Origin of the sequence: Stieleria marina (assembly GCA_007741555.1) — a bacterium.
Taxonomy (GTDB): domain Bacteria; phylum Planctomycetota; class Planctomycetia; order Pirellulales; family Pirellulaceae; genus K23-9.
In genome coordinates, this window is sequence record CP036526.1 from 3,140,443 (window position 1) to 3,154,951 (window position 14,509).

Annotated in this window: 9 protein-coding genes; 3 read left to right on the plus strand and 6 right to left on the minus strand. The window is 54.4% G+C overall.

All coding sequences use genetic code 11. The annotated features are described in order from the left end of the window. Positions 1–23: 23 nt before the first annotated feature. Entirely contained in the window at positions 24–785 is a 762-nt protein-coding gene (locus K239x_RS10935; protein WP_145417859.1) for an HpcH/HpaI aldolase family protein, read from the plus strand. On the opposite strand, the gene K239x_RS10940 is transcribed toward K239x_RS10935, so the two are convergent. The 3 genes from K239x_RS10940 to K239x_RS10950 form a co-directional block, all read right to left on the minus strand. Then, on the minus strand, positions 767–1,405 hold the full coding sequence (locus tag K239x_RS10940) for a thioredoxin family protein (protein ID WP_419189928.1): 639 nt from the start codon (positions 1,403–1,405) through the stop codon (positions 767–769). The genes K239x_RS10935 and K239x_RS10940 overlap by 19 nt on opposite strands. Before the next feature lie 37 nt (positions 1,406–1,442). Continuing rightward, positions 1,443–3,971, minus strand: coding sequence for a DUF1588 domain-containing protein (locus K239x_RS10945; protein WP_419189929.1), 2,529 nt, complete (start codon positions 3,969–3,971; stop codon positions 1,443–1,445). Positions 3,972–4,033: 62 nt separating this feature from the next. Next, a complete protein-coding gene (locus K239x_RS10950; RefSeq protein WP_419189930.1) occupies positions 4,034–5,344 on the minus strand; it encodes a DUF1552 domain-containing protein in 1,311 nt (436 codons plus the stop codon). Positions 5,345–5,564: 220 nt separating this feature from the next. Here K239x_RS10950 and K239x_RS10955 point away from each other — a divergent pair, with 220 nt between their 5' ends. Both K239x_RS10955 and K239x_RS10960 read left to right on the plus strand, forming a co-directional pair. Then, positions 5,565–8,729 carry a DUF1553 domain-containing protein gene (locus tag K239x_RS10955; protein WP_145417867.1) on the plus strand — a complete coding sequence of 1,055 codons (3,165 nt, stop codon included), beginning with the start codon at positions 5,565–5,567 and terminating at the stop codon, positions 8,727–8,729. Next, complete coding sequence (locus K239x_RS10960) at positions 8,719–10,155, plus strand: DUF1501 domain-containing protein (protein ID WP_419189931.1); 1,437 nt, start codon at positions 8,719–8,721, stop codon at positions 10,153–10,155. Before K239x_RS10955 ends, K239x_RS10960 begins: the two co-directional genes overlap by 11 nt. Positions 10,156–10,197: 42 nt before the next feature. Here K239x_RS10960 and K239x_RS10965 read toward each other — a convergent pair whose 3' ends face one another. From K239x_RS10965 to K239x_RS10975, 3 genes are all read right to left on the minus strand, one after another. Then, the gene (locus K239x_RS10965; protein WP_145417869.1) at positions 10,198–11,457 is read right to left on the minus strand and encodes a tetratricopeptide repeat protein; all 1,260 of its coding nucleotides are present in this window, start codon (positions 11,455–11,457) and stop codon (positions 10,198–10,200) included. 8 nt (positions 11,458–11,465) lie between these two features. Beyond that, the gene (locus K239x_RS10970) at positions 11,466–12,854 is read right to left on the minus strand and encodes an AAA family ATPase (protein ID WP_145417871.1); all 1,389 of its coding nucleotides are present in this window, start codon (positions 12,852–12,854) and stop codon (positions 11,466–11,468) included. A 117-nt stretch (positions 12,855–12,971) separates the two neighbouring features. Next, positions 12,972–14,414 carry a sulfatase family protein gene (locus K239x_RS10975; protein ID WP_145422307.1) on the minus strand — a complete coding sequence of 481 codons (1,443 nt, stop codon included), beginning with the start codon at positions 14,412–14,414 and terminating at the stop codon, positions 12,972–12,974. Between the last annotated feature and the right edge of the window lie 95 nt (positions 14,415–14,509).

A 14,509-nucleotide genomic window follows, 5' to 3' on the forward strand; every position in this document is an offset into this window, starting at 1 on the left:
TTATTCGCCTTAGAGGATACAAAGTGAGAAAAAGCAAATCGCTGGAGCGGGTTCGCAACGGAGAACCGATTCGACTGGCCGTATTGGGACATTACATTCCGGCTTACGTCGCGCACGCAGCCAGAGCAGGATACGATTGCCTTTGGGTCGACCTGGAACATCGTGGCATGCAGTCGCGTGAAATCGACGCATTGTTGGCGTTCGGGCATTTGTTTGATATCGACATTTTGATCCGTCCGCCCACGTTGGAAAAAACGGGGCTATGCCGCTACTTAGAAGACGGCGCTGCGGGATTGATGATTCCTCACCTGTCGACCCCCGACCTTGCAGCAACTTTGGTGCAGTACGCGAAGTTTCCGCCAATCGGCAATCGCGGCATCGACAACGCGGGATTAGACGCTGATTTCCATGTTCACGATCCAGACGTTTACGCGACGTGGGCCAATCGCGAAACCTTTTTGGTAGCACAAATCGAAACACCCGAAGCCGTTCGCAATGCAGAATCCATTGCTGCTGTTGACGGTGTCGATATGTTGTTCATCGGGCCGGGCGATCTGGGGCTTCGGCTGCGTCAGACCAACGAAATGACATTGGACGAAGCCTGGGAGACCGTGGCGGCCGCGTGCAGAAAGCACGGCAAAGCGTTCGGTGGACCTTGCGCCGATGACGCAGAGTTGGCGACACGACGTGGCCAGGGGGCTCAGTTGTTGTTGGGCAGCAGCGAGTTTAGTGGCTGGAGCGATGCACTGGTTCAAGACGTAAAGGTCTACGATTCGCTCGGTTGACGTCGTGTTCGTTTGACGCGATCAAATCGAATGCGGCAACCGATCGGCACGGATTCTTGGACAGCAGGCTGCTTTTTGTCCAAGGTGTCGCGAATCGCATTTTCGATGTGTTTTACTGTCACCGCTTTTCCGTCGGGGCTGTCGTCGATCGATCCCATGTAAACGATTTTTCGCTGCTCGTCCAAAACGAAACACTCGGGCGTGTAGCGAGCGCCAAATGCTTTTGCGATCGCTTGAGTCTCATCAAACAGATACGGAAATTTGTAGGACTTTGCTTTCGCTTTATCTTTCATCGCTGGAAACGCGTCGGCGGGAATTTTGTTGACGTTGATCGCGATCAGCGCCGCGCTGTTGGCTTCGCAAAATGCATGTAATGAAATGAGGCGATCTTCGGCATCGATCGCGTAGGGGCAGCTATTGCAGGTGAAGACCACCACCACGACTTTGTTTTTTGCCAAGTCCGACAATGAATGCGATTTGCCATCGACGCCAGGTAGCTGATTCCAAGCAGGTGCGGCGTCACCGATGTTCATGTCAGGATTGAATTCCCCGGCAAGCAATTGGGACGATGCAAGTAGAAACGCCAACGCAGTGGTTGATAGGGAGATTAGTGGTCGCATAGATCGCATCATAGAAATCGGAGAAGACAAGAGGTGCTTACTTGGTGCGGAAAATAGGGCTGTCGATCAACGCTAGCAACAGGTCCTGGAAACGAAGTGCATGCTCGCTTTGTTCTTTCTGGACGATGTCGCCGACCAGGGAACGTTCGCGATAGTTCAGCTGTCGACCGGTGGCGTAGGTTAACAATTTGACCGAAAGACAGCTGGCAAAGACGGTGGGATGTTCGGCGAGCCAACGCTTCAGGTCACGCACGTCGTTGATTGGTGTGCCATCAGGAAGGACGCCATCGGATTGGACTGCGTTTCCATTTTTTGCGATCGTCTTTCCGTCCTTTTCAACATACTGCGGGTAGTGGTCTCGCCAGCGGCCGATCGGATCAAAGCTCTCGAGTGCAAACCCGATCGGATCAATTTCGCGATGGCACTGAGCGCACGAGGCGTCGGACATGTGTGCCGCGAGTCGCTCACGCACCGTCGTCGCGGCACTGGTGTCGGGCGTCAGGGCTGGGACCGCATCGGGAGGAGGCGGAGGCGGGGATCCGAAGATGTTTTCCAGTGCCCAGACGCCGCGAAGCACCGGCTGAGTGTCGACTCCGTTGGCAGTGGACATCATCACGGCAGGCATGCAAAGCAATCCGCCGTGTCGCCCACCGCGCGGGACAGTTGCCTTGACCATCTTGTTGCGTCTTGCTTTGGACGGACGGTTTTTTCGCGTCGTTTTGAACTGAGGTAAATCATAAATGTCTCGCCCGACTTCGTAGTCCGTAAACACGTAATCCGGATCGATGAAATCGGTTACCGGTAGGTTCTCTGACAGAATGTAATGAAACGTCTCGCCGACTTCTTTGCGGACCGTGGACCGATGGCGAGGGCTGAATCGCGTCGTCAATCGCATGTCAGGCATCAATCGGTCGACTTCGTCGGTGCCTAGCCACTGCGTCGAAAACTCATCGCAAAACGAACGCCCCATCATCCGCTGAGCCTCACGTCGCAGCACGGCCGACTCTTGGAGCTTGCCAGACTGCACCGCCTTTTTTAGTTGCTTTGTCGGTGGTGCCGCAGTCAGAAAATAAGAAAGCCTTGTGGCCAGTTCGTCGCTGCTAAGTTCACCTTGTCCGAAGCCTCGGTACAGAAATGCAGGGGAAAGCAGCGCCGTTCGAATCGCCAAATGCAATCCTTGATCAAGGCTGCCAGATTCAGCTCGCACGTGATTGACAAGGTCAAGGTATTGACGGATTTCGTGGTCGAACGCGGGTCTTCGGAAGGCATCGGTCAAGAATTTGTCCAAGAGTTTTCGCAGTGATTTGGTATCGTCAGGAGCAAACTCGGCACCAACAAAGTCTTGCCGCAATTGGTCACTGAGAATCTGCTCCCGATCACGAATGGACTTCACCGGCCCGAAGAGTTCCATTGAAGAGATTGCGATGGCTGGTCCTGCTTCAAAAAATTTGTAGACCAGCGTTTCACCCGAGGCGACTTTGTTGCGCGTGAGCGTTTCGACCAGCTCTGCGATCGCTTCCTCGTCGTCTACAAACTTGGATACCTCCAGTTCTGCGGTCTGCATCGCCTCTTTTACCCTCTCCCACCCACTGCCTCCTCGCGGCGGCTCGCCGACCTGGGCCCACGCGGCTGCCAAGGTGGGATCATCCGTAAATAGCTTGGTCAAAAAAGTTTTGTAGGACATGTCGTTTTCGTAGTCAAACGGTCCGTTGAGGTACCTTAGGACAACCGTGTCGCCTCGATTGAGCGAGACGGAAAACTGTCGAGTTTGCGGCTTTTCATTGGCGACTTCAAACTGCTGCACGACACGCAATTCTCCGCGATCTGCTGCTCGCATGGTCGCGATGGTCAGGATAGGTTGCGTTTCGGGAGGCTGAATCGCTGTCGCCGTTACTTTGAGCCGATAGATGCCGGAAGCCGGTGCTTCGAATTTGGTTGGCCAAGTCGCGTGGCGGACGACGTTGTCGCCAGAGGAAGCTAGTCGCATCGCACCATCGACCAAGCACGCGGACGAATAGCTGATCACCATCTCATCCGCTGGAACCAAGAACGTTTGCGGTTCAATCGATCTGGGTGGGGGAGGAAAAAGCTGGTCCGCTACACCAGTCGCAGCCTCGCTAAGAGCTTCCAGGTGCGAACCGGCAAGCACCAAGGCGGACGCTTGAGTGTCGAATCCACCTGCTGTGTTGTCGGGCGGAAACCCGTGCGGCACATTGTAGGTCTTGATCCCAAAGAGACGCTGGATGGTTTTTTCGTATTCGCGTCGATTGAGACGACGGAGCATCGTGCCGCCAATCGGAGTGTGCTGAATCAACTGTGCGTCGACGAACTTTAGTATCGATTGACGCTCAGCAGTGCTGGGCTGCTGGGAATCTGGCGGCGGCATGATTCCGCGAGAAACCATTTCGTGGATCTGTTCCCAGTCATGCAATGTCTCCGGATTCGACCAATCGATGCGATCGGCCTGGATCGCGAAGCCGCCTTCGTCAGCACCGGCCATGTGACAGTCAGCGCAGTATTGTTTCAGAGCCGTTTTAGCACTCGCATCAAACGGTGCGGCTGACACGCATCGGGATTGTTCCGCAGCGCACGCGCAGAGCATGATCGCGAAAATGGCGACGATTCGATTTATGCCCAATCGTCGATTCCTTGCTTGGCGTTGCTGAATGACGGTGCGGGGATTCCCAGTTGTTCCAGTACCGAAATGAAAACGTCGCCCAGTAACCGCGAATCGGAGCCTTGGGGATCGGTCGCGATGTGTTGACCGTGTTGGAATCCGCCGCCAGACACAATCGTGGGGAGATCGCGATTCGAATGTCGGCTGGCGTCACCCATTCCGGTGCCAAACATCACGACTGTGGTATCTAGCAACGGCCTGCCATCCACGTCGGTCTTTTCTTTCAATTGTTTTATGAACCGACTCAGGCATTTCATGTGCTCTGTTTCGACGCGAACCAAATCGCGAATCAAGTCCGGATCGTTTCCGTGGTGCGAAAGGGCGTGATAGCCTGCCCGCATCGTTTGGCCATCAAGGGTGAAGACTTGTCCCAGACCCGCGATGAAAAGAGTCGCGACGCGAGTGGAATTGGTTTGCAGTGCCAGTGCCATGAGGTCAAACATGATCTGTTCGCATTCAAGCATCATCGTGGGAGCGATCGGATCGTAGGGCGGCAGTTCGTAATCGACCTTCGGAGCGTCTTCTGTCAGGTGGTTTAGTTGGCGGCCCATTCGACGCTCCAGTTCACGAAGCGATGAAAAGTACTCTTCCAGTTTTTGCTGATCGCTCGTGCTCACTTTTTGCTTTAGCGATTTTGCATCCTGCCGCAGTTGGTCCAAGGTGCTGCGTCCGCTACGCAGCAGATACTCGGTGCGTGCGCGATCATCGCTGCTTGCAAACATTTTGCTGAACACGACACTGGGGCGATTAATCATGGGCAGCGGCACGCCGTGTTTGGAAAACACCATTCGCTGTTTGGGGATATCACCGGCGCAAAGTTGCAACGATCCAAACCGATTGTTTTTGCCAATCTGCTCGGCAGCGATTTGGTCCAACGAAACGGCACCTACGCGATTTCCGCATAGGAAATTGTCCCAGTTGGCGTGACCGTTTGCGGCTCGGTGGTCAAAGCCCGAAAAGAGCGTGTATTCATCGCGATGATCGGCCAGCGGTTTCAGCAACGGCGTCGTTTGATAGTTGCGACCGGATTGCGATGGATAGAGCGATTGACGATACAGGCCCAGGTTGGACCCAATGCAGATCAGTCGCTTGGCTTTGGCGTCCGAATGGAGCGATGTGTCAGACGTGTTGGTCGCCTGTTCAGATGCACAGACGTCGGGAGAAAACGATTCGAGAGCTGGTAGCGTAAGCGACAAGCCTGCCGTTTTCAGAAGGCAACGCCGCGAGTCGATTGGCGTATTCTGTTCAGGTGATGGATTCATAGCCGACATCTTAGGATCAATCACATCAGGTCACAAATGCAGATATCCCGCTCAGGCAGTTCGTGCGGGAGGACGCAGGCGGGGATTTTGGTTGGAAAAACGAATTCGCAGACAGCCTGCAGTTCGTGCAGAATTCCGTGGTACAATAAGGCCATAGCCGTTCAACTGGCTCCCCGCCGGCATCTCTCCCGCCAAAATCCGTTTCGACCCGTTTGCGCCCATGTCAAACCGAGTTTCCGCGATAATTGTTCGCACCATCGTCTTTTTGATCGTTGGTGTTGGCGCAGTTCGCTCAAACGCCGCCGAGTTGTCTAGAAAAGAATCGGACCTTTTTGAAAGACACGCGCGGCCGATTTTGACGGCTCACTGCATCAAGTGTCACGGCGAAGCAAAGCAGGAAGGCGGTCTGCGGCTGACCACGCTCGACGAACTAATCACCGGCGGCGATTCGGGTCCCGCGATCGTGGCTGGCAAACCGGATGAGAGTTTGATCATCGAAGCGATTCGTTACGAATCGTACGAAATGCCGCCCGAAGAACCACTTGATGACGAGATTATTAACGGGTTGGTCGACTGGATCGCTGCGGGGGCCGCTTGGCCCGAAGACGTCCAGCTGACGACGCGCCGATCGATCACTGATGAAGATCGTGACTGGTGGTGCTATCAGCCGATTGCTGCAATCAAGCCACCGCAAGTTGCTGAATCGGCATGGGGACGCAACGAGATTGATGGGTTCGTCCATCGTCGCTTGGTCGAAAAAGAATTGCAGCCAGCCGATCAAGCTACGCCGATGGAACTTGTCCGACGCGCGAGTTTTGCGATCACCGGTTTGCCGCCCAGTGATGACGCTGTCAAAGACGCCATGTCGGCAGACTTTGACTACGAAGCTTATGTCGATCAGTTGTTGGACAGCGAAGCATATGGCGAGAACCAAGCGCGATTCTGGCTGGACTTGGTTCGCTACGCCGATTCCGACGGGTACCGCGCAGATTTCAATCGCCCAGATGCGTACCTCTATCGCGATTATGTGATCCGTAGTTTCAATGCTGACAAACCATATGATCAATTCATCCGCGAGCAGTTGGCGGGCGACGAAATTGATCCAGGCAACCGGGATGCGATTATCGCAACCATGTACCTGCGTCACTGGATTTATGAACACAACAATCGCGACGTGGAAAACCAGTGGCACGAAATTCTGAGCGACATCACCGAGACGACGTCGGACGTGTTTCTAGCTCAAGGCCTGAAGTGTGCGCGTTGCCACGATCACAAGTTTGATCCACTATTGCAGAACGATTACTTTCGGATCAAAGCATTCTTTGCAGCGTTGCAGCCTGTCAGTGAACACCCCGTCGCTGACGTGGCAACGCGAGCTGCTTACCGCAAACAGCTTGCCAACTACAATGAACGCACGAAGGAATTGCGCAGTCAGCTGCGTGAGATTGAGTATCCGGTTGCGTTGGAGCATGCGACGCGCGAAGGGTTTGATAAGTTCATTGTCGAGATTCAGACGATGGTCAAAAAGCCTGCGTCGGAGCGAGAACCTTATGAACAGCAAATTGCTTCGATGGCGGAAAGGCAGTTTGACTTGCCTTACGAAAAACTGGACCAATGGCTAAGCGAAGAGCAGCAGGCCGAGCGTGCGAAGTTAAAAGCACGTCTGGCGAAACTTGATCATTTAAAACCAAAGCCGCTGTCGACCGTCAAGTTTGTTGCGACGGATGTTGGGCCGATTGCTCCGACGAATTTCAATCCCGACGATTCGGATCGTGTTCCCGTTGTGCCGGGTTTCATTACGCTGTTAGATGAATCGGACGCTGCGATTTCGCCGACGCCGGCCGCGTTGCAAACGACTGGTCGACGCACGGCACTGGCGAACTGGATCGCCAGCGCCGACAATCCGCTGACTGCTCGGGTGATCGTCAACCGGATTTGGCAGCAGCATTTTGGCCGAGGACTTGTGGCGACGTCCAGTGATTTCGGACGCTTGGGAACGCCGCCCACGCATCCCGAATTACTCGATTACATGGCGAAGCAATTTGTCGCTGACGGTTGGAGTTTCAAGCAGCTCCATCGGTTGATTTTGACGTCGGCGACTTATCGACAAACATCGCGCCGGCCCATGGACCGCTCCACTAGCCGGATCGATCCGACAAACGAATTATTTTGGCGGATGAATCCGCGGCGGTTATCGGGCGAAGAAATTATCGACGCGATACTGACCTCCGGTGGCGAGTTGGCTGCGACCAAGCGGGCGATCTACAAAAAGGTAGAACGCAATTCGCCCGATCCGTTGCTAAAAACATTTGACGGTCCGGATCGAATCCGAAGTAGCGGACGACGGCACCGGACGACGACGTCCACTCAGTCGTTGCTGTTGGGCAACAGTAGTTGGGCGCATGAGCGAGCCGATTCGATCGTGCGGCATCTGGTCGACAGTCAAGGAATGACGGACACGATGTTGGTTCGTCGAGCTTACCGGAAGCTATTTTCGAGAGATCCCACAGGCGATGAGGTGGCGTTGGCGGAGGACTTTGTCAAACGATATGCCGAGCGGACGCCGGTTGAAGAGCCCCGGCCGACGGTGTCTTTGGCGAAGTTGCCAGGAGATGCTGGCTTGGCAGTTCGGCTGAGTGGTACATCCACCAGTCAGATTAAACTTGGCGAGACGAAAGGTTTGCCCGACAGCGATTTTACGGTCGAAGCTCATGTCTTGCTGGAGTCGCTTTACAAGGATGCGAGTGTGCGAACGATCGCCACGCATTGGAACGGATCGAATAAAAGTTCGGGTTGGTCGCTGGGTGTGACTTCGCAAAAGAGTTCTTACAAGCCGCGAAACCTAATCCTGCAGTTGGTAGGCAAAACCGACAAGGGTGACCAACTGCAATACGAAGTGGTTGCTTCGGGGCTACGCGTGCCACTGAATAAACCATGTTTTGTGGCAGCGAGCGTCGATTTAAGCGATGCGACGAAGGCAGGGGTTACCTTTTATCTGCGTGATCTCTCGGATCCCGATGCGGTTCTGCAAGTTTCCAATGTTGAACATACGGTGACGTCGGCAGTTCGCGGAACGGGCGATTTTGTCGTTGGTTCGCGTCACGGCAAGCACCGGTGGGACGGATTGATTGGGAGTGTTCGCATCGAAAACAAACGGCGTGACCTTGCCCTCGTGGCGCAAGCTGATTCGGACGCCGGGCTTCCTCAGTATTCGGTTGACTATCGATTTGATTTGAAGGAATCGATTGGCCTTGATTCATCGGGCAGCCATTTGCACGCTGTCGTGTCTCCCAAAACACCACCAGCCAAAACGCCGCGCCAACGGGCCCGCGTTGCACTGATACACGCGTTAATGAATTCCAACGAGTTAATTTATGTCGATTGAACGCATGTCGATGAGAACGAGTCACGATCCAGCCAACATTTCGCGACGCAGCATGCTGCTCAATAGCGGAGCGGGTTTCGGTGCGATGGCGCTAGCCGGGATGATGTCCCATGGCGCGAGTGCTAGAGGGACGGAAACTTTGGAGAGCAAATTGACGCACCATTTTCCGCGTGCCAAAAGTGTTATCTTTTTGTTCATGGAAGGTGGGCCCAGCCACATCGATACGTTTGATCCCAAACCAATGGTGCAAGAACTGGCAGGCAAGCCGGTGCCGGAGAGTTTTGGCCGAGTCATCACCGCGATGGGCGAGTTTGATTCACCGGTGTTGGCGTCCAAACGAAAGTGGAAGCAGCACGGCGAGGGTGGACTTTGGATGTCGGATTGGTTGCCGCACATGGCGACGCGAGCTGATGATTTGGCTGTAATTCGTTCTTGCTGGACCAACGGCATCAATCATTCCGGTGGCGTATGCCAGATGAATACGGGGACGCAATTCGCTGGTCGGCCATCGTTGGGAGCGTGGGTGACATACGGTCTAGGAAGTGAGAACGAAAATCTTCCCGCGTTTGTTGTCATGCAAGACAAGGGTACTGTCGTCAATGGTCCTCGCAACTGGAGCACCGGGTTTATGCCGGCGGTCTACCAGGGCACGGCGATGCAGGTGTCGGGCGTTCCTTTTGCCAACTTGGACACGCCCAAGCACATCGGCAATGATCAACAGCGTCTGGAGTTGGATTATCTGGCTCAGATTAATCGCCGCCATGCGGAACAACGATCCGACAACAGCGAATTAGAGGCGCGTATCCGTAGTTATGAATTGGCCTATCAGATGCAAAGCCACGCTCCTGAGGCAGTTGATCTGTCACAGGAAACGGCCGAAACAAAATCACTGTACGGTCTGGACGACAAGGACACCGAAGTCTTCGGGCGTAACTGTTTATTGGCTCGGCGCATGGTCGAACGCGGCGTCCGTTTTGTTCAGTGCTACCATGGGGCGGGTAGTAAATGGGATGCTCACAGCAAAATCGAGTCGAATCACACCAAGATGTGCCGGGGAATGGACAAGCCCGTTGCGGGGTTGATCAGTGACTTGGCGCGACGCGGCCTGCTGGACGAAACACTGGTTGTTTGGGGAGGTGAATTTGGACGCACTCCCATGAGCGAGCAAGGAGACGGACGTGATCACAATCCCACCGGGTTTACCATGGTGATGGCCGGCGGAGGCGTGAAGGGCGGCAAGACGTACGGAGCGACTGACGAGATTGGCCTACACGCGGTCGAAGATCGTTTGCATGTTCACGATCTCCACTCCACGATCTTGTACCTGATGGGCTTGGACCACAAGAAATTGATCTACATGCACAAAGGCCGGCCCGAACGGATCGACCAAAACGAAGGCCACGTGTTTCGCGACATCGTGGCGTAAATCTGAGTGGGCCAGGTCTGCTGCTTCGTGGCACTTGCCGGGCTAAACGCGATCTTCTGCGCTGAGCAATTTCTGCGCGGCGAAGCAGTAGATCAGAATGCCGAACTGGTAGATCTGAATCCACTGCACCTTGATAAAATCGGCGACGATTCCAGCAACGATACCTAAGTAGATCAAGCTGAAAGCACCCGCAATCAACGCTGCGACCTGAGTCGCCCACTTTGCACTGGTGTTGAATGGCACCGAAAGCGGAATCGTGAGATAGATCGCAAACACAAACACCAGCACTGCGCCGATCCAATCCATTTGGGCCAAGCAGGCGGCTGCTCCTAGAGCTCCGACGCCAAACGCAATCGCGATTGAATTGGAGGCCCACTTTTCTTTGGTCGATAGCAAGTGTTTTCCGAACGGATGAAACCGCAGGAACGTGTTGAATAGCGGATTGGCAATCCAGCTCATCATCACGAACAGTAGGTAGCAGATCGATATCGGTAACACCCATGGGCCCAGCCATTCGTGTTTCTGGGCAAGCGATCCTAGAACGCGGATGCCGATCCAGAGCCCAATAATTAGCCCCCACTGAGTTCGTTGGTCCAGGCGGCTCATCATCAACATGAACCGATAGAAATTGCGAAACAGAAAGTTGTTGCTGTTGAGTGAGGAGATCATTCCCCGCCTGGAAAACTCGTCGCTTGGATCCAGTCGCAGGGCTTCGCGGAACGCTTGTTGCGCACCGCGATGATCGCCTTTATTCAGCAGCGCCCATCCGCGACTGGAGTGGGCGTGGGGAGAATCGGGATCCTGTCGCGCTGCACGCTCGGCTTCCTCCAGCGCATCGGTGACGCGCCCCAGTCGTTCCAGTGCGTGGGATCGCAAGCTGGCGCACTGCTGGTTTTCGGGATCAAACGAAAGGCCCGTTTCCGTTGCCTCTAAGCATTCAGCCCACTTGTCGGAATGTGCAAACAGCCCTGCCTGAGAAGCATGAAACGCAGCGTCGGTGGGGTCGATTTCGATCGCACGCTTGACGGACTGCATCGCCGCGTCGTACTGGCCGCGTTTTTGCATGACCATGCTGTGGGCGTAGTACGAAAACGAAAATTCGGGTTCGCAGTGGATTCCTTGCTCGGCTTCCTGAGTCGCGGCAAGCAACTGGTCACGATCGCGCATCATGCAGATCGCCAGCAGCGAGTGCGCATAGCCGTTCTGAGGATCATCGGCCAAGGCTTGTCGCAGCGAATCTTCTGCTTGCTCGAAACGGTCCTGTTGGATCAGTAACTGAGCACGTTCGATGTGTTGGTTCATATATCGCGTTACTTGATCTTCAGGTACTTCAGGATTTCGTCGTATGTGCCGCCTTGGTTGGAATACAACGCATGATTGCGTGCGGTGGCAAACCACTCGGTCGTTGTGGGACGTAGTTTTTTAAGAACGGTCAGCAAATCGCTGGTGGTGATTGGCGAAGGTTTGCCCGTTTTAATCGCCTCATGCAACTTTGCTTCCACTGCCGATTCAACGACGGCGCCCAGGTCGGCTCCCGAGAAATCCGCCGTCTTGTTAGCGATCTTTTTCAAGTCGACATCCTTCGCAGGCTTGCCTTCCAAAGCGATCTGCAAGACTTCCATCCGAGCCTCCTGGTCTGGCGGAGGCACAAACACCACTTCATCGAATCGTCCAGGCCGGCGAAAAGCGCTGTCAACATGCCACGGCGCATTGGTCGCACCCAGGATCAGCACACCTTCGTTGTTGCTTTTCACGCCGTCGAGTTCGGACAAAAATTGATTGACCAAATGTCGTCCGGCGCTTTGACGCATGTCACTGCGGCTCGCACCCAGTGCGTCGACCTCATCAAAAAACAGCACGCACGGCCGGTTGTTGCGGGCCTGTTCAAACAGCTGATGCAGATTGCGTTCGCTGTTTCCCATCCACATATCCAGCACATCGTTGATGCCGATCGAAATGAAATTTGCTTTGACTTCGCCAGCAGTCGCGCGAGCAATGTGTGTTTTTCCGCATCCCGGCGGGCCGTACATCAAGATTCCGCCACCCGCTTTCTTTCCGTACGCGGCGAACATGTCCGCGTGCGTGATCGGGTAGATGATTTTCACGCGAATCTGTTCTTTGACAGACTCCATGCCGCCTACACTTTCAAAATCGATCGACGGACGCTCGATCGTCTGATCGTCGGGACCGCCAAAATCCTCCGCTCCGGGAGACCGAATGCGACCATCGACGACTTCATCTTCGCTGGCATCGTCGTAGTCGTCGTCTTCGGGTGGTTGCCATTCGCCTGGTTTTTGGATGCCTAGCAAATTGGCAAAGTCTCGGTCCTCGGCATCTTCGTCGCGTTCAATGGCGTCTTTGTAACGTTGCACCGCCATCTGGACTTCGCCAGCGCGGTACAGCAATTTGGCATGCAAAATGAGCGCTTTCGCGCTGGCGTTGCTTCCCGAGGCCAACGTTTCGACGATCGCCAGCGCGTGCGAGTTCTTGCCGTTGCGATAAAAGACTTCTGCCATCAGCAATTGCAAATCGACTGACTTACGCTCCGTCGCAATCACTTCGGACAAAAACGATTCGGCTTCGTCGTGCCGCGTTAGATCAAGAAGTGTGCGGACGTAGTGTTCCGTCAGGGCAAAGTTACCCGGTGCAAGCCGTACGGCTTCACGGAGCGCCTGCAGTGTCAGTTCAATGTCGCTCATAAATATCGTTACTCATCCGATGAGTGATTCGCACGACCCGTCAGCGGGCTGTCAGCGGACCGTCGGGGGGTTCGTGTTTGTAGAAAAATGTCAATGAAGTCGGCCGCAGCGTTGCGATTAACTCTCTTTGCGCCAGACCGGGCGCGCATTCGCTGTGACCTCTTCGTCGATTTCGTTCATGCGGGCTTTCAGCTTGGCTACGACGTCCGGCGTTTGTTCGTACAAGTTGGTTTGCTCGCCCAAGTCATTCGACAAATTGAACAGAAAGTACTGCGTCTTGGGGACTTGCTTTTGCTTGGGATTCTTTCGAGGATGTTTCTCCAGGTACTTCCAGTCACCGACTCGAATGCCTTCCAAATTGCCATGAGCACTGTAGTAGACGAATTCATCGCGAGGCGATTGGTCCGATTGAAAAGTCGACGAGATATCGTATCCATCGATCTTGTTTGCAGTGGGGAGTGGCTTGCCAGACAACGACGCAATCGTAGGCAGTAGGTCGATTGTGGATGTAAAGGCATTGGTGCTGGTGCCCGCCGGAATGCGACCGGGGCCCCACATCACGCAAGGGACACGCTGGCCGCCTTCAAACGTCGTGCCTTTGCCATCGCGAAGCGGATCAGCACTTCCGCCGTGGTTTTTAAAACGTAGCCAAGGTCCGTTGTCGCTGGTGTAGATGATGTAGGTCTTTTCGGCCAACCCCAAGTCGCGAACGGTGCTAGTGATCCGACCAACTTCGGCATCGATGTGTTCGATCACACATTTGTAGGCGTTCTGGGGATCCGAATCGTACGCGTCGTCCGGCACATACAGCGGAATGTGCGGCATCGAATGAGGCAAATAGATGAAGAAAGGTTGGGCTTTGTTCGTCGTGATGAACTCGACCGCTTTGTCAGTGTACCGCCGTGTTACTGTTCGTTGGTCGACAGGGAGTTCAACGATTTCTTCATTGGCCATCAACGGCGTTTTCCATTTTGTCAAACAAGACGCTTGGTCAAGCCAAAGTGCATCCGATGCCATTTTGGGTTTTCCCTGGTTGTCGGGATGGTTCATGTCGTTGGAATACGGGATGCCAAAATACGTGTCGAATCCGTTGGCTCGCGGGAGTGTCTCGGGATGATGTCCAAGATGCCATTTGCCGAAACAGGCAGTCGCGTAGCCTTGCGATTTTAGATGATCCGCAATGGTGTATTCCGTCGCGTTGAGTCCGTAGTCGCTTTTGGGAAACAGCACATGCTTGTGCATGCCAACACGTTTGGGATAGCTGCCGGTTAACAATGCAGCGCGAGACGGCGAGCAGACCGAACAAGCCGAATAAAAACTAGTGTATTTTCGACCTTCAGAAGCCAGTTGATCGATGTGCGGCGTCTTGATCGTGGGCGAACCGAAACAGCCCAGGTCGTTGTAGCCCTGGTCATCGGTAAAAATGATAATGAAATTGGGTTGCTCATTCGCGTTGGATCGGATGGTGCTGAACGCCGCGCTGAACAGGACGAAGGCTAACGTTAATGAAGCTTTTGCCCGAGGAGAGCCGGATGCGAACAAAGTGCGAATGTTTGTCATGGCGACATTGCGGTAAGTGGTAGGGAACTTGATGTCAACAAAGTTGGGCCGGATAGTGTCGGGCAAGTCACTCTCTGAAACAGGATCAACTGTCA

Bases quoted from the DNA above. Each gene is read 5' to 3' on its own strand.
- K239x_RS10940 (WP_419189928.1), bottom strand. From the start codon at position 1,405: ATGCGACCACTAATCTCCCTATCAACCACTGCGTTGGCGTTTCTACTT.
- K239x_RS10950 (WP_419189930.1), bottom strand. From the start codon at position 5,344: ATGAATCCATCACCTGAACAGAATACGCCAATCGACTCGCGGCGTTGC.
- K239x_RS10955 (WP_145417867.1), top strand. From the start codon at position 5,565: ATGTCAAACCGAGTTTCCGCGATAATTGTTCGCACCATCGTCTTTTTG.
- K239x_RS10960 (WP_419189931.1), top strand. From the start codon at position 8,719: ATGTCGATTGAACGCATGTCGATGAGAACGAGTCACGATCCAGCCAAC.
- K239x_RS10965 (WP_145417869.1), bottom strand. From the start codon at position 11,457: ATGAACCAACACATCGAACGTGCTCAGTTACTGATCCAACAGGACCGT.
- K239x_RS10970 (WP_145417871.1), bottom strand. From the start codon at position 12,854: ATGAGCGACATTGAACTGACACTGCAGGCGCTCCGTGAAGCCGTACGG.
- K239x_RS10975 (WP_145422307.1), bottom strand. From the start codon at position 14,414: ATGACAAACATTCGCACTTTGTTCGCATCCGGCTCTCCTCGGGCAAAA.